20 protein-coding genes and 1 pseudogene are annotated in these 18397 nt (G+C 35.0%); 4 read left to right on the forward strand and 17 right to left on the reverse strand.

Annotated elements, in window-relative coordinates; genetic code table 11:
- Positions 1–228: 228 nt before the first annotated feature.
- The 3 genes from BLV40_RS29720 to miaA all read right to left on the reverse strand — a co-directional run bounded on the left by BLV40_RS29720 (position 229) and on the right by miaA (position 1744).
- Positions 229–453 (reverse strand): hypothetical protein, encoded by a 225-nt coding sequence (locus BLV40_RS29720; RefSeq protein ID WP_090687004.1) that lies wholly within the window; start codon positions 451–453, stop codon positions 229–231.
- A 90-nt stretch (positions 454–543) separates the two neighbouring features.
- Positions 544–768 (reverse strand): RNA chaperone Hfq, encoded by a 225-nt coding sequence (gene hfq, locus BLV40_RS00590; RefSeq protein ID WP_000813896.1) that lies wholly within the window; start codon positions 766–768, stop codon positions 544–546.
- Positions 769–793: 25 nt separating this feature from the next.
- Positions 794–1744 carry a tRNA (adenosine(37)-N6)-dimethylallyltransferase MiaA gene (gene miaA / locus BLV40_RS00595; protein ID WP_090687005.1) on the reverse strand — a complete coding sequence of 317 codons (951 nt, stop codon included), beginning with the start codon at positions 1742–1744 and terminating at the stop codon, positions 794–796.
- Positions 1745–2060: 316 nt separating this feature from the next.
- Between miaA and BLV40_RS00600 the strand changes: the two genes are divergently transcribed.
- A complete protein-coding gene (locus BLV40_RS00600; protein WP_026592630.1) occupies positions 2061–2297 on the forward strand; it encodes a hypothetical protein in 237 nt (78 codons plus the stop codon).
- 103 nt (positions 2298–2400) lie between these two features.
- Here the strand turns inward: BLV40_RS00600 and BLV40_RS00605 are convergent, their stop codons facing one another.
- The 7 genes from BLV40_RS00605 to BLV40_RS00640 form a co-directional block, all read right to left on the reverse strand.
- A complete protein-coding gene (locus tag BLV40_RS00605; RefSeq protein ID WP_090687007.1) occupies positions 2401–3297 on the reverse strand; it encodes a cell wall-binding protein EntA in 897 nt (298 codons plus the stop codon).
- A gap of 374 nt (positions 3298–3671) precedes the next feature.
- Positions 3672–5537 carry a PTS fructose transporter subunit IIABC gene (locus BLV40_RS00610; RefSeq protein WP_090687008.1) on the reverse strand — a complete coding sequence of 622 codons (1866 nt, stop codon included), beginning with the start codon at positions 5535–5537 and terminating at the stop codon, positions 3672–3674.
- Positions 5538–5550: 13 nt separating this feature from the next.
- A complete protein-coding gene (gene pfkB, locus BLV40_RS00615; RefSeq protein ID WP_090687010.1) occupies positions 5551–6462 on the reverse strand; it encodes a 1-phosphofructokinase in 912 nt (303 codons plus the stop codon).
- Positions 6459–7211, reverse strand: a complete 753-nt coding sequence (locus tag BLV40_RS00620; protein WP_026592626.1) for a DeoR/GlpR family DNA-binding transcription regulator — start codon at positions 7209–7211, stop codon at positions 6459–6461. The genes pfkB and BLV40_RS00620 overlap by 4 nt, the downstream gene beginning before the upstream one ends.
- A 159-nt stretch (positions 7212–7370) precedes the next feature.
- The gene (locus BLV40_RS00625) at positions 7371–8534 is read right to left on the reverse strand and encodes an iron-containing alcohol dehydrogenase (protein WP_090687012.1); all 1164 of its coding nucleotides are present in this window, start codon (positions 8532–8534) and stop codon (positions 7371–7373) included.
- 228 nt (positions 8535–8762) lie between these two features.
- Complete coding sequence (locus BLV40_RS00630) at positions 8763–9305, reverse strand: DUF420 domain-containing protein (RefSeq protein WP_090687014.1); 543 nt, start codon at positions 9303–9305, stop codon at positions 8763–8765.
- 308 nt (positions 9306–9613) lie between these two features.
- Positions 9614–9952, reverse strand: coding sequence for a hypothetical protein (locus BLV40_RS00640; RefSeq protein ID WP_139265435.1), 339 nt, complete (start codon positions 9950–9952; stop codon positions 9614–9616).
- A gap of 617 nt (positions 9953–10569) precedes the next feature.
- On the opposite strand from BLV40_RS00640, the gene BLV40_RS00645 reads away from it, so the two are divergent.
- Together BLV40_RS00645 and BLV40_RS00650 are read left to right on the forward strand one after the other, a co-directional pair.
- Entirely contained in the window at positions 10570–11385 is an 816-nt protein-coding gene (locus tag BLV40_RS00645; RefSeq protein WP_026592622.1) for a formate/nitrite transporter family protein, read from the forward strand.
- Between the two features lie 101 nt (positions 11386–11486).
- Positions 11487–11759 carry an HU family DNA-binding protein gene (locus tag BLV40_RS00650; RefSeq protein ID WP_003199316.1) on the forward strand — a complete coding sequence of 91 codons (273 nt, stop codon included), beginning with the start codon at positions 11487–11489 and terminating at the stop codon, positions 11757–11759.
- 191 nt (positions 11760–11950) lie between these two features.
- Here the strand turns inward: BLV40_RS00650 and BLV40_RS00655 are convergent, their stop codons facing one another.
- The 7 genes and pseudogenes from BLV40_RS00655 to BLV40_RS00685 form a co-directional block, all read right to left on the reverse strand.
- Positions 11951–12256, reverse strand: coding sequence for a metal-sensing transcriptional repressor (locus BLV40_RS00655; RefSeq protein ID WP_026590413.1), 306 nt, complete (start codon positions 12254–12256; stop codon positions 11951–11953).
- A 171-nt stretch (positions 12257–12427) separates the two neighbouring features.
- Entirely contained in the window at positions 12428–13249 is an 822-nt protein-coding gene (locus BLV40_RS00660; protein ID WP_026590412.1) for an alpha/beta hydrolase, read from the reverse strand.
- Positions 13250–13398: 149 nt separating this feature from the next.
- Positions 13399–13542: pseudogene (locus tag BLV40_RS00665) on the reverse strand (ABC transporter ATP-binding protein); the annotation flags it as partial.
- Positions 13543–13557: 15 nt separating this feature from the next.
- On the reverse strand, positions 13558–14580 hold the full coding sequence (locus tag BLV40_RS00670; RefSeq protein ID WP_090687021.1) for a FecCD family ABC transporter permease: 1023 nt from the start codon (positions 14578–14580) through the stop codon (positions 13558–13560).
- On the reverse strand, positions 14573–15580 hold the full coding sequence (locus BLV40_RS00675; protein ID WP_090687022.1) for a FecCD family ABC transporter permease: 1008 nt from the start codon (positions 15578–15580) through the stop codon (positions 14573–14575). Before BLV40_RS00675 ends, BLV40_RS00670 begins: the two co-directional genes overlap by 8 nt.
- Before the next feature lie 22 nt (positions 15581–15602).
- Positions 15603–16571 (reverse strand): iron-hydroxamate ABC transporter substrate-binding protein, encoded by a 969-nt coding sequence (locus BLV40_RS00680; protein WP_090687024.1) that lies wholly within the window; start codon positions 16569–16571, stop codon positions 15603–15605.
- 285 nt (positions 16572–16856) lie between these two features.
- Positions 16857–17615 carry an exodeoxyribonuclease III gene (locus tag BLV40_RS00685; protein WP_090687026.1) on the reverse strand — a complete coding sequence of 253 codons (759 nt, stop codon included), beginning with the start codon at positions 17613–17615 and terminating at the stop codon, positions 16857–16859.
- Between the two features lie 185 nt (positions 17616–17800).
- Between BLV40_RS00685 and BLV40_RS00690 the strand changes: the two genes are divergently transcribed.
- On the forward strand, positions 17801–18397 hold the full coding sequence (locus tag BLV40_RS00690; protein WP_090687028.1) for a bifunctional transcriptional activator/DNA repair enzyme AdaA: 597 nt from the start codon (positions 17801–17803) through the stop codon (positions 18395–18397).

Here is an 18397-nt window from a genome sequence, read left to right on the forward strand (position 1 = left end):
TCAGGGCGAACGAGGACCTCAGGGCGAACAAGGACTTCAGGGCGAACGAGGACCTCAGGGCGAACGAGGGCCTCAAGGGTTTAACTTTCCAGTAACTACAGCTGTACTAAAAAATACACTTCCACAAATTATAGAACCCAACCAAAACATACAGTTTAACCTTACATCAAACATAAATAACATACATTTCAATACAACAGATACAATCACAATTCTTGAAGATGGTGTTTATATCATTGACTTTTCAGCTTCAACATTATTTTCAGGATCAGCTCCTTTTGGCTTTGGCATTTCCATTAATGGCAACATACCTTCAGATAACTTTTCAGCAAACGCAATTGGAAGTTCCATTACATTTTTAACAATTGAAACTTTAAAAGCCAAAACTACGATTACTATCCAATCTACTACTAATACAATTACCATTCCTGAGACAGGTGACACTACTGTCATCCTCTCTATCTTCCGTATTTATTAAAGGATTTCTAAAATATATAAATAAAAAAGAGCGAATTTCTCGCTCTTTTTACTATGTACATTTTTCTACTCTAATTCAATTGAAACGTTTTTTTGTGGAACAAATGTAGAAATAGCATGTTTATAAATAAGCTGTTGCTTACCTTCTGTTTCCAATAAAACTGTAAAGTTATCAAAACCTTTAATCAGTCCACGAAGCTGGAAACCATTTAATAAGTACAGCGTCACAAACGTATTTTCTTTACGGAGTTGATTTAAAAACTGATCTTGAATATTGATTGATTGCTTCATGTCGAATCCTCCTCTTTTTCTCTACTTACTTATTATTCGACTTTAGTTGCAGCTTTCCTTCTATGTACCGTAAAATTTCTGTTGTTTTTTCACCGTCGGTCACATCAAACCATGTAACATCCATTTTATTACGGAACCATGTTAGTTGACGTTTTGCATAGCGACGTGAATTTGTTTTTAATTGCATTATTGCTTCTTCTAGCGAAACATGCCCTTCGAAATAATTATATAATTCTTTATAACCAATCGCCTGAATAGATTGGCAGTCTCGAACTCCGTTTTCATACAAAGCATTTACCTCTTGTACCAACCCTTGTTCCACCATAAGATCAACACGTAAGTTGATGCGATCATATAACATTTCACGATTCATAGTCAAGCCAATTAATGAAACATCATATAACAACTCATTTTCCTGTTTTTCAAGTTGATCACTCATCTTCTGCCCTGTCGTATGAAAAATTTCTAGAGCACGAATGACACGTCTTACATTATTCGCATGAATACGATTCGCACTTTCTGGATCTACCTCTTGCAGTTTCTTATGTATATATTCTACACCATTTTCTATCGCTAATTTCTCCAGTTTCTCTCGATATACAAGGTCTCCAGCTTCATCTGTAAACTGATAGTCATATAAAACTGATTGTATATAAAGACCGGTACCACCAACAATAATGGGTAGTTTTCCACGTTCCGTAATTTCTCGAATATGCCCTCTAACAAGCTCTTGAAATTCCGCCACAGAAAATGAATCTTCTGGATTTCTAATATCGATCATGTAATGCGGAATTCCTTCCATTTCTTCTGTTGTTACTTTAGCTGTCCCGATATCCATCTTACGATAAATTTGCATCGAGTCTCCACTAATGATTTCACCATTTAACGCTTTTGCAAGATCAATGCTTAATTTTGTCTTTCCTACCGCAGTTGGTCCGATGATAACAGCAACTTTTTCGCGCTGCATTTCTCCCATATACTTCAACTCTCTTTATGTAATCTTATCCATCTGATCATTATACCCAATCTTACCAATTTTAATAGTCATAATGCAAGTTCTTTCAATACGGTAAATGAAATTCAAAAAATAGGCACGATACAGTATTAACCAACAGGACCATCTGCTTCCCCTACTGATTATTACTCCTAACAAATAGAAAAAATTTTCCCTCCCTTCTCTTTGAACCTTATGGTTAGGGTGTTACTACCCAAATAGCGAGATAAAATTGACATAGTTTGTCCAATGGTACATATACATGATAAAAAATAGGATTGGAGAGGATACAATGCAAATCGGACAAGCTACCATTAATTTCTCAACATTAACGGAAGAACTCATTTTGGCAACAGCAGTAAAAGAAAAAAACTGCTCACAAGAAGAATTATATTTCGCTTTAAATTGTTTACTACGTTCCTTTCATACATTATCCAACAATCAAACTTTAGATGAACCAACTAAACAATATGCACAAACTCAATTTTGCAGTGCCTATAAGATTATTACAGGCCGAACTGTGTATCCATTTTAATAATTTTAAACTCACAAAAATAGCTGTTAGGAAATTCCTAACAGCCTCAAAGACCAGCACTCAATATTTGAAAACTGGATTTATCTTTTTATCAACAATAGCATTATTTTAAAATTTTCACTTTTACAGTTTTACGTCCCCATTTATCGGCAGCTGAATCAGAGCCAACTAGAACGTCGATACGGTTACCTTTAATTGCACCGCCAGTGTCACCAGCGATTGCTTCTCCATATCCTTCTACCCATACTTTTGATCCTAGCGGAATCACTTTCGGGTCAACAGCGATCATCTTCATGTTTGGATTCGCTGTTAGGTCATGACCCATTGCAGTTAATACACGACCACCATATGTGCCGCCATTTTCGCTCGGATGAGCTGTATATGCTGTCGCTACAACTGTTAGTTCACGACCACCAGAAGGAGCGTTTGTTTCTGCTGCTTTCACTTGAGTAGCAGGTTTTGCTTGTGCTACTTTTGCTTTTGCCTCTGCTTTTGCAGGTGCTGTAACTTTTGCAGGCGCTTCTGCTTTTGCAGGTACTGGCGTTTCTTGTTTTTCAATAACAGGTGCTGTACCTGTTAAGAAAGGAACATGAACGTAAGCCGTTTTCCCATTATATTCGAATTGTAACCACCCATTTTGTACTTGGTTCGTTGTTTCAATCATATCGTCTTTCTTCAGTATACCAAGAATTTCTGAGTTTGTGCTCGCTTCAGCACGTACGTTTAATACATTTGCTGTTACGTAGTAGATGCTTTTTGTAAATTCTGCGCTTACGAATACGTCTTTACCGTCTAATTTGATTTTTGACCATCCGTTTTCTGTATTTGTAACATCTAATTTATGACCATTTAATAATTTCCCTACAACTTGTGATTCAGTAGTTGGGTTCTCGCGTACATTTAATACCTCTGTTGTTACAACAGTTTCTGCTTGTGCAGAAGTAGTGAAAATCCCAAGACCAAAAAACGCTGCCGCTGCTATACCAATTAATTTTTTCATGAATAGCCTCCATTTGCTTTGTTTTTGTGCCCTCATTATAGCAACAGTTTTTTAAGAGATTTAGGATATCACATAATTACAAACGATTCGTAATCAATCATTAATGCTTTGTAATATAAAATAGAATGAAAGAATGCTGTATTCTATATGTATTTTCAAGAGTTTTAATCGTTTTTTCTCTTTCAAAAGGTCATATTTTTTTGCAATAAAAGTAATAATGTTACCCTCTTGTTACAAAAAAACATCGAAACATTACAACTTTTAGTTACATTATGTCTTTTTACGTAATACATCTTTTGTATTTTACATATATAACCGAATCTAAAACTCCAAAAGGACAGCTACCTAGTAGAGTAACTGTCCTTTTGGAGTTTTTATGAAATTTTCTTTTTCCATATCCCTAGCATCAAAGCTGATACTACAGAGCCTATTAATATAGAAAGAATATATAGAACTGGTTTATTTACTAATAAAATGACGAATATTCCACCGTGCGGGGCTGGCAATGTAATTCCAAATAGCATTGATAATGCACCAGCAAGACTTGACCCAACAACACAACTTACAATTACACGGATTGGATCAGCTGCTGCAAACGGGATCGCCCCTTCCGTAATAAATGACGCTCCCATAATATAGTTTGTAAGACCTGATTTGCGTTCTGCTTCTGTAAATTTTGTTTTAAAAAATGTCGTTGCAAAAGCAATTGCAAGCGGAGGTACCATTCCACCAGCCATAATAGCTGAATGCACACCAAAATTCCCAGCTTCAATTGCAGCAATTCCAAATGTAAATGCTGCTTTATTAATAGGGCCACCCATGTCCACAGCCATCATCCCACCTAAAATGAGACCTAATACTATAGCATTTGCACCACCTAAACTATTTAACCAACTCGTTAACGTCTCATTTAAAGCAACAACAGGAGGATTTACAACTTTCAACATTAATACCCCTGTAAGTAACAAACCAAGTACAGGATATAACAAAACAGATTTAATTCCTTCTAATTGAGCTGGCAAACCTGCTAATACTTTCTTTAATCCAAGTACAATATAACCAGCTAAGAAACCAGCAATTAATCCACCTAAAAATCCTGCATTTGCTTGTGCTGCCAAAAAACCACCGACAAGACCAGGCATAAATCCTGGACGATCAGCAATAGAACTTGCGATAAATCCAGCTAACACCGGAACAAGAAATGCGAACGCTCCCATCTTTCCTCCACCGATTGTCATGAGAGTCTCTGCAATTGGACCTTCCGCTTGAATTCCTCCGAAAGCAAAAGCAAGTGCAATTAAGATTCCGCCTCCAACTACAAACGGTAACATATTACTTACACCGCTCATCAAATGTTTATATATGCCCAATCCATTTTCTTTTTCTCCACTATCTACTTCTCTACTTTCTTTTCCACCTTTAAAAATTGGAGCATCTTGATTTACCGCTCGATTAATTAACTGCTCTGATTTCCGAATACCGTCTGCAACCGGGACTTGAATAACATGCTTTCCAGCAAAGCGATTCATTTCTACTTGCTTATCTGCCGCAACAATAATAGCTGTTGCACGTTCAATATCTTCTTTCGTTAACCCATTTTTCACGCCAGTAGAACCGTTTGTTTCGACTTTAATCACAATTCCTAACTCCGCTGCTTTCGCCTTTAGACTATCCGCGGCCATATATGTGTGAGCAATACCAGTCGGACAAGCTGTTACCGCTAATATATATGGTTCATTTCCTTCGGGCTTTATTACTTCACTAAGTTCATCTTCTTGTTCGTTTGCATTTTCTTTTTCATCGAACAAGTGCAGAAGCTCCTCTTCACTTTTTGCTTCTAACAATTGTTTACGGAACTCCTCATCCATTAATAGCGTAGATAAGCGTGATAGCGTTTCTAAATGTGTATTGTTCGCTCCTTCACTAGCCGCAATCATAAAGAATAAATGAGCTGGTTGTCCATCAAGCGATTCATAATTGATACCGCTTACACTACGCCCAAAACAAATAGCTGGTTGTTTGACCGCTTTTGTTTTTGCATGCGGAATAGCAATCCCTTCACCAATCCCAGTTGTACTTTGCATTTCACGCTTTAAAATAGCCTCTTTAAATTCAGCTTGGCTATTTAATCTTCCTGCCTTTTCTAATTTCTCTACTAATTCATCGATGACAGCTTCTTTTTCTGAAGCTGTCAAATCCATGATAACGGTATCCCTTTTTAAAAGTTCTGTAATTTTCATACTCTGTTCCCCCCTATCGCTTTGTAATCATTACTTGCGATAATAATTCTTCTACTTTATCTTTCGTACATAAATCAGCCGAAAAAGCTGTTGCACTCCCTGTTGCGACACCATAACGAAATGCTTCCTCAACATCTTTCGTTTTTTCATATATCCCCACAAAACCCGCAACAAGAGAATCTCCTGCTCCAACAGAATTGATAACTGTTCCTTTTGGCACAGTTGCCTCATATACTCCTTCACTTGTAAATAACAAAGCCCCATCTCCTGCCATAGAGACAATTACGTTCTGTACACCTTGCTCAATTAACTTTCTGCCATATGGAATAATTTCTTCTACAGTTGAAAGCGCTTCTCCAAATAATTCTCCAAGCTCATGATGATTCGGCTTTATTAAAAACGGCTTATTTCGAATCACATACTGAAGCGCATTTCCACTCGCATCAACTATAACGTTAATGTGACGTTCTGCTCCAAAAGCAGCAATTGTTTCATAAAGTGTTTTAGAAATCGATGCTGGAATGCTACCAGCTAATACAAGATGATCACCAGCCTGCATATTTTCAATGTTGTTCATCAACTGCCCGAGCTGTTTATCCGTAATAATAGGTCCTTGACCATTCAATTCCGTTTCTTCCTGTCCCTTTATTTTCACATTAATACGTGAATCGCCATCTACATGAACAAAATTCGTTTTAACACCTTCATTTTCCAAAACACCTTCAATAAATTGGCCGGTGAATCCACCTATAAACCCAAGTGCTGTATTATCTATTCCAAGCCGATGAAGCACACGGGATACATTAATCCCTTTCCCACCAGGAAATTTCATATCTTTTTCTGCTCGATTAACAGTCCCCAGCATGAAATTCTCTACTTGAACAACATAATCAATCGATGGATTTAAAGTAACTGTATAAATCATCGTTTATCAACCTCAATTACGTTTGTTTTTCGTTTATATTCTTCTTGTTCTTCTTCTAATGCATTTGTAATAATTGTTGCCTCTTCAACACTTGCAATTTTCGCAAATGCAACTTCTGCGAATTTACTTTCATCTATTAAAAAATAACCTTCATTTGCTAATGTTAACGCCATTTTTTTCAGCGATGCTTCTTCAGGATCCGGTGTTGTATATCCAAGCTGTTCATGCACACCATTCGCTCCTAGGAAACACTTATCAAATCGATATTGCCCCATACTTTCCTGTGCCATTGCACCAATTAAGGCCTTTGTTCGACTCTTCATCATCCCGCCAAGCAAGTAAGCACGAATATTATTTTCCACTAGTGCTTCAATATGCATAAGGCCATTTGTAACAACCGTAACTTCTTTATCTGTTAAATATGGAATCATTTCAAACGTTGTACTTCCTGCATCTAAATAAATACAATCACCTTTTGCTACAAAAGACGCAGCATATTTAGCAATTTGCTTTTTTATTTGACTGTTTTTGGCTGATTTTTCAACCATCGTAGGCTCTTCACCTTTTCCAGTTAATACAGCAGCTCCGCCATGTACTCTTTTCAATAAACGCCCTTTTTCTAATTGCACTAAATCACGACGAATTGTTGATTCTGAACTTTCGGTTTGTTCCACTAACTGTTGTAATTTCACTACTTTTTTCTCTCTTACAAGCTGTAAAATTAGCTGATGACGTTCAGGAGTTAACATATCACTCACCTCTTCTTTAATTACAGTATAATGAAATCGGATTCAAAAATCAATCAAAAACATTCAATAACAACCAAAACAAATCACAATTCATTCAAACTCAATCAAAAAAAACCTTCTCGATATCTATCAAGAAGGTTTTCAAATCAGATTTACCTTTTAGAGCGAGGTCTTATAAATCGCTACTACATCTTCTTTATTTAATTTTTTAAAATGACCGAATTCACCATACACCATCGCTTTTTCAGCCATTACATTTATCTTCTCTTCTCCAATTTCATAGTCAGCTAAACGAGATGGTGCTTCAATAGATGTCCAGAAGTTGCGTAGCGCTTCGATACCTTCTAACGCAATTTCCTTATCTGCTTTCCCTTCGGTCTCTACGTTAAACACACGCACCGCAAATTGTTTAAAGCGATCTACATTTTCATCTAAAACATGCTTCATCCAATTTGGGAATAAAATCGCTAAACCACCGCCATGTGGAATATCATACACAGCTGAAACAGCATGCTCAATATTATGCGTTGCCCAATCACCTCGGACACCCATTGCTAAAATGCCATTTAGCGCCATTGTTCCGCAGTATAAAATTGTTTCTCGATGTTCATAGTTTTCTAAATCATTTAAAAGTTTTGGTGCTGTTTTAATGACTGTTTTTAAAATAGATTCACAATAGCGGTCTTGTAATTCTGTATTTGAGCCTTGATGAAAATATTGCTCTAATACATGTGACATAATATCAACCATACCATAAATCGTTTGATTTCTTGGTACAGAAGCTGTATGCGCTGGATCTAAAATAGAAAACTGCGGGAATGTAACAGGACTGCCCCACCCATACTTTTCATTCGTTTCCCAGTTTGTAATAACAGAACCTGCGTTCATTTCAGAACCTGTCGCTGCAAGAGTTAGTACTGTACCAAAAGGTAAAGCTTCATTTGCAAATGCTTTTTTTGTCACAATGTCCCATACATCACCATCATATTTACTACCTGCGGCGATTGCTTTTGTACAATCGATGACACTTCCACCACCGACAGCTAAAATAAATTCAATATCGTTTTCTTTACAGATTTGAATTCCCTTGTTTACAGTAGATAAACGTGGGTTCGGTTCAACACCTGTTAACTCAGAAATTTCTGCATCAATTTCTTTTAAGATAGAGATTATATTATCATATATACCATTTCGTTTTATACTACCCCCGCCGTATACGAGAAGAACCTTTTTTCCATACTGAGGAATCTCTGTTTTTAATTGCTCTAATTGCCCTTGGCCAAAAATAAGCTTTGTCGGATTACGAAATACGAAGTTTTGCATACTTTCCCATCCTTCCAATATAAAAATCAATATACTTTTGTATAACATATTTTGTTCGTTTCACAAAAGTATTTGCTTCATAAAGTAAAACTTTCATCAGTGAAAGTTGACTCTCACTACTCAAGCTTTTCCTCACCTATCTTCTTTACCCCTCTTTAAATCTTAAGTTGCGGTATACAAGGCCTATAAATGAAATAAAAACATCCCAGCCAAAAGGCTGAGATGTTTTTATTGGTAATACGGTGAAATCATTAAGTAAACAATAACACCAGAAAGGCTTACGTATAACCAAATCGGCATCGTCCAACGTACAATCTTACGATGGCGAGTCAATTGGTTTGTAAAACCATATACAAGCGAGAATAACGCAAGTGGTACAATAATTGCTGCAAGGAAAATATGCGTAATTAAAATAAAGAAATACACATATTTAATAATACCTTCTCCACCAAAATGCGTTGCTGGTGCTAAGTAGTGATACGATAAATATGAAACACAAAATAGCAACGTTGTTATAAATGCCGCGAGAATAAAACCACGGTGCATCTTCACATTTTTCTTAATAATAGAAAACAATGCTGCCAATAAAAACACAAATGTAAAGCTATTAAAGATTGCATTTAACATCGGCAAAATTGTTACATCAAAATGTACTTCTCCTTTGTAGCCAACAGGTCCAAAAAACAAAAATAAAATAATCGCATTGACAATTACAGAAAGCGTTATCACAATAGGAGCATAGCTTTTCTGATTTGTTGATTGATTCACCAAATTGTTCACTCCTCTTCTTCTACATATGTATAATTAACCTCACTATTTTAACATATTATTCATAGTGTAAATGTGACAATACTTTGACACAGTAATATGAAACAAAAAAATCCTCCTTAACTATATTTCTTAAGAAGGATTTTATCGGTTTATTATTGAAATAGCAATTCGTTTAGTTTTTGTTAAAAAACGTGTCACTATATGCTTGAAAAATCTCTAATACTTGATATCCCATTAAAGAAATTGCTGTTAATGAAAAGAAACCAATCATAAGAAAACGAAACCACATATTATTCTCCTCCTTGTATTTAGCTTATAAACACTACAGTACAAGTCGGATAGCAATCTCCTTCGTCAGCTTCTTTTTTCTTCACAATAGCTGTTATAAATCGAATCATAAAGAATGTGATAAAAGGAAGTTCCGTCTGTTTTATATTGGCATAGTTGAGCAATGGTTCCCGCTCTAAATCTGACGGAGATGAAAAGGAATAGAACATACCTTGCTCTTCCATATACACAATTACAATTTTTAAACAGAATACAATCCCAAGAAATGAAACAATATCTTGCCAATCTGTTGTATACAAAACATTATAAAGATCCAATACGTACTCTTCCATCATCATCCCTCCTTCCTTTTTTACCATTTTCCTCGCCCGTGTATAAAAAGTCAAGAAAAATATTCTATATGCACTATGCCAATAGTGGTTACATATTTTCTACTTATACTTCTTGTTCTTGTAGTATCTGAGCAATTAAAAAAAAGTACCACTTTTTGTAGTAACTGATATCTTACTAATACACTATTTTGTTTATTAGAGCATCCTTTTTTCAAAAAGACTTGAAGAAATTAAACAACAATAAATTGTATAGGTTTGTATACTCATCACATATAACTATTAAAACTATCATTTTCACATAATATACCAATTAACTGTTTACCATGAATTGACAAAAATATTCAAATTATGTAACATACTTTTATTGGTATGCTTGCAATGTATGTACTTTTTATTTACATGTCATTTTTGATGAAAGTTTTTACAGAATAACTCTAAGTAATTTTTACTTCTACTTACCAACATTATCATTTTTGGTGTTTTTGTGTTCATTCAAAAAAATTCATCAGTATGTTCTGAGAAGAGAAAACGCTTAGTCGAGGGATTTTACTCATTTCTCCGGACTTATCAATTTAACCATCAATGAGACTGAAAAACCCATTAATGGAAATGGATTAATGTATTGAAATATGGAGGGGTTAGTCATGTCTGTCTATGCACCACAAGAAATTACTGAATTGGCCGCAAATTCAGGTCAAAAAAAGGCACTTTTACCGCTACTACCTATGTTGATTCTAGGATTTTTTGGCGGCGCCTTCATCGCACTAGGTTATTTACTTGATATTCACGTCATTGGAACAATGCCAAAATCTTGGGGATCCCTTACTAGTTTTCTAGGAGCTGCTGTTTTCCCTATCGGCCTAATCTTAGTTATCCTTGCCGGTGGTGAACTAGTGACTGGTAATATGATGACCGTAACAATTGCTTGGTTTTCAAAAAGAATATCTTTCTCTAAAGTATTGAAAAATTTAATAATTGTTACGATTAGTAATTTCATTGGTGCTGTATTTGTAGCTTATTTTTTCGGTCACATTGTAGGATTAACAGAGGGACAATTTTTAGCAAAAACTGTATCTATCGCACAAGCAAAACTACATGATACACCATTACAGGCATTTATCTCTGCTATTGGGTGTAATTGGCTCGTTTGTTTAGCCGTTTGGCTCAGTATAGGGAGCAAAGAATTCACTGGAAAAGTGATTGGTATTTGGTTTCCCGTTATGACTTTCGTTGCAATCGGCTTTCAACATGTGGTTGCTAATATGTTCGTTATACCAGCCGCCATCTTTGCAGGGCATTTAACTTGGATGGAATACTTACCAAATTTCATTGTCGTCTTCTTTGGAAACCTAGTCGGTGGTATGCTGTTCGTAGCACTTCCTTACTTCTTAGCCTATAACAAACAAGTGCAGTCAAAAAGTGAAACAACGGAATTAAAGAAAAAATCTATAACTGCTTAACAAAAAGAATTTAATAGAAAACCTGTAGTACACTTGTTCTCTTCTCTTTTATACGTTATAATAACAACTTAAATAGCATTATTTACATATGAGGTGAAAATATGAACAAAACAGAATTAATTAAAAATGTAGCACAAACAGCTGAAATTTCTCAAAAAGAAGCTACTGTAGTTGTGCAATCTGTAGTAGAATCAATCACTAACACTTTAGCTGCTGGTGAAAAAGTGCAACTTATCGGATTCGGTACATTTGAAGTTCGTGAAAGAGCTGCTCGTACAGGTCGTAACCCACAAACAGGTGAAGAAATGCAAATCGCAGCTTCAAAAGTACCTGCATTTAAAGCTGGTAAAGAATTAAAAGAAGCAGTAAAATAATAAAAAAAGCCTTCTCGTTTATGAGAAGGCTTTTTTTATGTTTAAATTGTTATATTCTTCGTTTATACTCTCTATTTGATAAAATTAACCCGGCTACAAAAAGCTTGTTTGGTATATTGATTCTTCAAATTCTCAAATTCATATCGATCAAAAAATAAAAAACAAGCTAGATCCAATACCAGCTTGTTCTATCATGCTTTTGAAAATCGTTCAAAAACTTTCATTAACTCTTCAATTGCTTCATCTCCATTACCATCTTTAATAGCATTAGAAACACAATGATTTGTATGATTTTTTAGAATACCCATGCCAACCTTCTTCATTGCTGCATTAATAGCTGAAATCTGTACTAAAATATCAACACAATAACGATCATTCTCAATCATATTTTGGATACCACGTACTTGCCCTTCAATTCTCTTTAACCGATTCATAATTTGTTCTTTTTCTTTATCCGATCTATGAGTAGTAGCTGCTTCATTTTCATTATGATTCATTTGATCACCTTCTTAAAGTTTCTATCGTATCAACAAATAGATTTCTATAACAATCCCATTCGATTTCAATCTATATGTAATAACATCTAATCGGAGTATAACACTTATAGCGTAAAATATACATACAGACTAACCAAATCAAATTTTCAAGCGATTCATTAAAAACAATGATCAGAGTATATTACTCACAAATCTCAGCGCTTTGCTTAAAGCGGTTGGCACTACCGATGCATGATTCTCTCCCTCAGCTTCATAAAATACGAATCGAAATTTATTATGTTGCAAATTCAGTAAACGCTCTGATAATGCATTAGCATCTCGAACCATATGATCTCTTTCTAATGCTCCTACTGTAAGAAAGACTCCTACTTCCGTGCTTGCTCTTTTTAATTTGTTTATAAATTCCGCTTCCCTCTCAAGAACAGATTGGTTATTCCACCAAATAGATGGACTACTTATGAAATAATTTTGAAAGGCATTTGTATTTGTAAACAATACATGTAAAGCAAATAGTCCACCGAGTGAATGTCCAAATATTGTTTGTCTTTCTCTATCAATCTCAAAATACTTTTCAATTTGCGGCTTCAATTCATCTTGAATGAATTCTAAAAATTCATTCCCTCCTCCTGATTTAGGCCATGGTTTCCCATCAGGTTTCGGTGGTGCATCTACTGAAGGTGAAGAAGGAGTAAAATCGTAGCATCTTTCAGAGGCTGCAAAACTTCCTTCTATCGGATAACCAATGCCAACAATAATCGATGGTGCAACTCCAGTTTTTTCCGCTCTTACTGATTGAATCTTAATAGCCTCTTGGAACGTTTGGAAAAATGCATTACCATCTAATACGTAAATAACAGGGTATCCGGAGGCAGGAGCTGGTTGCTTCGGCTTTGAAATATAAATTTGATATTCACGAGTCCCTGTTTTCGAATCCATCTTCCATTGCTCTGTATTTGAAATAGTAACATCTTTTTTTTCAATACTAGTATTCATGTGATTCCCCCGCTTTGATCATTTTAACTCGTTATATATTTCGGCATTTTCTTCTTGGAACACGCTATCATAACCGAAACATACAGGAGCTCCATTATATGGTTCTATCATAACGTGTACATCAATTTGAAATACATTTTTTAACACTTCGTTTGTAATAATGTCGACTTCCCAAAACCATTCGGACCAATAATTGTAGTGAATTTTCTTTTTTGTATTTCTACATTCAAATCACGAAAAACTGTGAATTTCCCATAGCTTATTTCTAGGTTTTCAGCGCTTAGAACATTCATTTTCTATCACTCCTCTTACGCCTTTGATTTGTATAACAGATATAGGAAATATGGTACACCAATAATTGAAATTACAATCCCAACCGGTAACTCAGCTGGTGTGAAAACCGTTTTCGCAATAAAGTCTGAAGCAATCACGAGTAGCATTCCAATTGCACCACATACAGGAATTACATGATTATGATGAATGCCGACCAGACGCTTCGCAATATGTGGTGCCATTAGACCAATAAATCCAATGCTCCCTGACACAGAAACACAACCACTCACTAATCCAATACTGCTTAATAATAAAATCGATTTCTCTCTTTCTACTGAAACTCCTAAACTTGTTATAATCGTCTCTTCCAATTGAAATAAGTCAAGCAAATACGCTTTTCTTTTGATAATTGGAATTAAGATAATGAGCCATGGCAACACAGCAATAATATACTTCCAGTTTGCATTATATATACTTCCCGAAACCCACACAGTAGCCATTTCAAAGTCAGTTGCTTTCATTTTCAATGATAAATACATAGAAAATGCTCCGAAACCCGAACCTATTGCAATTCCTGTTAACAACAGACGCTGGGAATCTAACTTTCCATTTCTCCAAGAAAACATATAGATGAATATAGCGGCTCCTAAACCACCAACTAAACCAAACAAAGGCATCATCATAATCGAGATCCAATCTGTACTTTTTACTTGTCCTTGAAAGAAAAACATAAAGATAACTATCGCCATTCCTGCCCCTGCATTAATCCCTAAAATACCTGGATCTGCCAGGCCATTTCGTGTAATACCTTGCAAAACAGCACCAGCAATTCCGAGACCTAATCCTACTAATCCCGCAATTATAATTCTAGGAAGTCTAAAATCAAATATAACTAAATCGTGTTCCGGAGCTGGATTAATTCGTAATAATGTACGAATTACATCTGTAATCGCAATATCAAATGTTCCATTCGTTAAACTAATATAAATTACGCTCAAAATAAAAAAAATAATAATGCTCATTGTTATGATATAACGCTGAGTTGAACCTCTAAGCATGTTTCTCTCCTCCCCTCTTTCTAATTAAATAAAGGAAGAAAGGAACTCCGATTAGGGAGGTAACGACTCCAATTGGTGTTTCGAATGGATAATTGACAAACCTACTAATTACATCACATACAGCTAAAAAGATCCCGCCTATTACACCAGCACATGGAATTACCCATCTATAGTCCATTCCAATTAAAAACCGGGTAATATGAGGAATAATTAATCCAACAAAACCAATTCTCCCAACTAAAGCAACCGCAGTGCCTGTTAAAAACACAACTGAAAGAATTGCTACTGCTTTTATAAGTTTTGTCCGTTGTCCTAAATTGATAGAAACCTCTTCACCTAATGAAAGAATTGTAATGGACTTTGAAATAAAAAATGCCATAATAATCCCAGCAATCCCAAAAGGAATAGCTAATTTTAGTATATTAGGATCAATTTGATGCAATTTTGCATTATACCAAGAGCTAATATTTTGAGACACCTGAAAATAAGACGCAATTGCTACTGAAATACTACTTAAAAAGGTTCCAATTACAGTTCCTATAATCGCTAATCGAACTGGAGATAATCCATTTCGAAGCAATGAGCCAAAACCATAAACCATTCCAGCTCCCAATGCTGATCCAAACATAGAACATAAAATCATATTTATCGAAGACATTCCGGGAAGAAATACCATGCAAAGTGTAATAACAAAAGCCGATCCATCTGTCACTCCCATTATAGAAGGGGATGCAAGATAGTTTCTTGTCATCCCCTGCATAAGTGCTCCTGATATGGCTAAAAATGCTCCTACTAATAAGGCTCCCACAACCCTTGGTAAACGGGAAGTAACAATAATATTATGATTTACATTTCCTGAATCAAAATGGAACAATGCATTCCAAGCTGTTGTAAAATCAATACTCTTCGCTCCATATAAAATAGATAATAAGATTGTTAATACAATCAATATGGGAGCTAAAAATAAAATAATCATTGGTACTGAATTTATTTTTCGCATATTATTCAACGCACCTTACTAGTTAATTAGCTAAATTTTTCTCCGCAGCTTTTAAGAAAGCTGTTTTACTCCAAGCAGTACCACCTTGTGCCATTGGATCAACAGAATTTACAAATACTTTTTTATCTTTTACGGCTGTAATACTTTGCCAAATCGGGTTACTTTGTAAATCCTCTAACGCTTTTGGATTATCTTTATTTTCGCTTCCTTCAAATTGTAAGAAGATATAATCCGGATTGATTTCAGCGAATTTTTCTAAAGAAATCGCTTCTTGTGCTTTTACAGATTTAATTTGTTCTGGAACAGTTAATCCCAAATCTTTATAAATAACGGGATTGAAGTATACGCCTTCCGGATAAAGATATAGGCTACCAGCTCTCAGCCTTACTACAAGAACTTTTTTATCTTTTAATTTATCCCCTATTTTTTCTTTAGCTTTTGTAGCATCTACTTTATAATCCTTAATAATTTTTTCTGCTTTATCTTTTTTGCCTGATAACTCTCCCATTAGCTTTAAGTTTTCTTCCCAATTTGTAGAAATATGTGATACTGGGAATGTTGGGGCTACCTTCGCGAATTTCTCAGCTGCCTCTGGTGGAAATTTTGAACTAGATGTAATTACATCTGGTTTTAATTGAAGTAATGTTTCAAAATTGGGTTGCATTTTCTCACCAACAGATTTTGCACCCTCTAAATCTTTTGCTAAATACTCAGGTAACTTTCCACCTACTGTAATTGCCCCTACTGGCTTAATACCAAGTACCGCTGCATCTTCCATTGATTCTAAGCTAGCAGTTACAATATTCTTTACTTTTGCAGGTACTGTATATTCTTTACCTAAGTATGTAATCTTTTGTTTCTCATCTTTCTTCGTTTCAGCCGCTTTTGATGCTTGCTTTTGTTCTCCTGAACTCTTATCTGCACTGTTACAGGCTGCAAGACCTACGCTTAATACTGTAACCATTCCTAGCGTAAATAATTTCTTGTTCATACTAATAAATCCCCTCTCTTAATTTATTTTATTTAAATATAATATTTTAATAATTATTATATTAATCTCTGTATTTCCCATAAAACTATCTATTCAATATTAAAGCTCATTTATTTCACTTCCCCTAATAACATATTATTTACCACTTAACCAATCGATAACGATTATCATTATCGATTATATAGTTATAAACAAATTATTTCAAGAATGATTTGAAAAATTTTAACAAAATAAATAAAAAGTCGTGTCTATCCTTCATCCAAGATAGACACGACCTCTCTTTTTCTAAAATTCCATATTCAATTCCACAGGACAATGATCTGATCCTATTACTTCAGTATTAATTTTCGCTTCAACAATTTGACTTTTTAATCTTTCAGAGACAACGAAATAATCTAAACGCCAACCAATGTTTTTTGTTCTTGCATTCATACGATAAGACCACCATGAATATGCCCCTTCTTGATTAGGGTATAAGTAACGATATGTATCGATAAATCCCTCATCAAGAATCCGGGTAAACTTTTCTCTTTCTTGATCTGAAAATCCCGGATTTTTCCGATTTGTTTTTGGATTTTTCAAATCAATTTCTTTATGTGCTACGTTCAAATCGCCACAAAAAATAACTGGTTTCTTTTGATCTAAGCGCTTAATATATGATAAGAAAGCATCCTCCCATTTCATTCGATAATCTAGACGTTCCAATCCCCGTTTGGCATTTGGCGTATAGAGCGTTAGCATATAAAAATCTTCAAATTCTAATGTAATTAATCTTCCTTCTTGGTCATGCTCTTCAAACCCTAAGCCATATGTAACAGAAAGCGGTTCTTTTTTTGTAAAAATAGCAGTTCCTGAATATCCCTTTTTCATAGCATAGTTCCAATACACGTGATATCCTTCAGGATTTAAATCAACTTGTCCACTCTGCAATTTAATCTCTTGTAGACAAAAAATATCTGCATCTACTTCTTCTAAGTATTCTATAAAACCACCTTTTGCAATAACTGCTCGTAAACCATTTACATTCCACGAAAGAAATTTCACTTTTTGTTCCTCCTCTTGCTGCTTTTGCATGCTATCATACTTGTTCTATGTTTTTATTTTCTGCTTACATGCTAACACAAACGAAAGAGACTATCATTTTTTCATCTTTGTAATCTTGCTCTTACATTCTTAAATGCGTACATGTGTACTTCTTTCAGGATATACTAATTTCGGAGGTGATTCCTATGCAAAATGAAAGATTACAATTAGAAACAAGCGTAAACAATTTGACGGATGAACGTTGGCAAGCAATTGTACACAACGATTCTTCTTATGATAACAAGTTTCTTTATGCTGTCAAAACGACAGGGATTTTTTGCCGACCATCATGCAAATCTAGAATACCAAATAAAAACAATGTACGAATTTTTCTCAATGCACAGCAAGCATTATCCGAAAAATTCCGTCCATGTAAACGCTGTAGGCCAAATGGAATGAAGTTACCGGATGAAGATTGGGTGACACAAATTATAGATTACATTAATAAAAATTATCATGAACCATTAACCCTCGAAATACTAGCAGATATGTGTCACGGCAGTCCCTATCATTTACAGCGTACTTTTAAGCGAATCAAAGGTATTAGCCCATTAGAATATATACAACAAATAAGGATTTCCGAAGCTATGCAGTATCTTACAAATACAAATCAAACCATTATAGAAATAAGTTTTGCTGTGGGTATATCCAATACTGCACATTTTGCAACATTATTTAAAAAGAAAACGGGGTATACCCCTACTGAATTTCGAAACATTAATCATATAAACGAGGTAAAATAA

It is taken from the genome of Bacillus sp. 166amftsu, from assembly GCF_900107445.1.
In the GTDB taxonomy this organism is placed as follows: Bacteria; Bacillota; Bacilli; order Bacillales; family Bacillaceae_G; genus Bacillus_A; species Bacillus_A arachidis.

Bases quoted from the DNA above. Each gene is read 5' to 3' on its own strand.
- BLV40_RS29720 (WP_090687004.1), bottom strand. From the start codon at position 453: ATGACAGTAGTGTCACCTGTCTCAGGAATGGTAATTGTATTAGTAGTA.
- hfq (WP_000813896.1), bottom strand. From the start codon at position 768: ATGAAGCAATCAATCAATATTCAAGATCAGTTTTTAAATCAACTCCGT.
- miaA (WP_090687005.1), bottom strand. From the start codon at position 1,744: ATGGGAGAAATGCAGCGCGAAAAAGTTGCTGTTATCATCGGACCAACT.
- BLV40_RS00605 (WP_090687007.1), bottom strand. From the start codon at position 3,297: ATGAAAAAATTAATTGGTATAGCAGCGGCAGCGTTTTTTGGTCTTGGG.
- BLV40_RS00610 (WP_090687008.1), bottom strand. From the start codon at position 5,537: ATGAAAATTACAGAACTTTTAAAAAGGGATACCGTTATCATGGATTTG.
- pfkB (WP_090687010.1), bottom strand. From the start codon at position 6,462: ATGATTTATACAGTTACTTTAAATCCATCGATTGATTATGTTGTTCAA.
- BLV40_RS00620 (WP_026592626.1), bottom strand. From the start codon at position 7,211: ATGTTAACTCCTGAACGTCATCAGCTAATTTTACAGCTTGTAAGAGAG.
- BLV40_RS00625 (WP_090687012.1), bottom strand. From the start codon at position 8,534: ATGCAAAACTTCGTATTTCGTAATCCGACAAAGCTTATTTTTGGCCAA.
- BLV40_RS00640 (WP_139265435.1), bottom strand. From the start codon at position 9,952: ATGGTAAAAAAGGAAGGAGGGATGATGATGGAAGAGTACGTATTGGAT.
- BLV40_RS00645 (WP_026592622.1), top strand. From the start codon at position 10,570: ATGTCTGTCTATGCACCACAAGAAATTACTGAATTGGCCGCAAATTCA.
- BLV40_RS00650 (WP_003199316.1), top strand. From the start codon at position 11,487: ATGAACAAAACAGAATTAATTAAAAATGTAGCACAAACAGCTGAAATT.
- BLV40_RS00655 (WP_026590413.1), bottom strand. From the start codon at position 12,256: ATGAATCATAATGAAAATGAAGCAGCTACTACTCATAGATCGGATAAA.
- BLV40_RS00660 (WP_026590412.1), bottom strand. From the start codon at position 13,249: ATGAATACTAGTATTGAAAAAAAAGATGTTACTATTTCAAATACAGAG.
- BLV40_RS00670 (WP_090687021.1), bottom strand. From the start codon at position 14,580: ATGCTTAGAGGTTCAACTCAGCGTTATATCATAACAATGAGCATTATT.
- BLV40_RS00675 (WP_090687022.1), bottom strand. From the start codon at position 15,580: ATGCGAAAAATAAATTCAGTACCAATGATTATTTTATTTTTAGCTCCC.
- BLV40_RS00680 (WP_090687024.1), bottom strand. From the start codon at position 16,571: ATGAACAAGAAATTATTTACGCTAGGAATGGTTACAGTATTAAGCGTA.
- BLV40_RS00690 (WP_090687028.1), top strand. From the start codon at position 17,801: ATGCAAAATGAAAGATTACAATTAGAAACAAGCGTAAACAATTTGACG.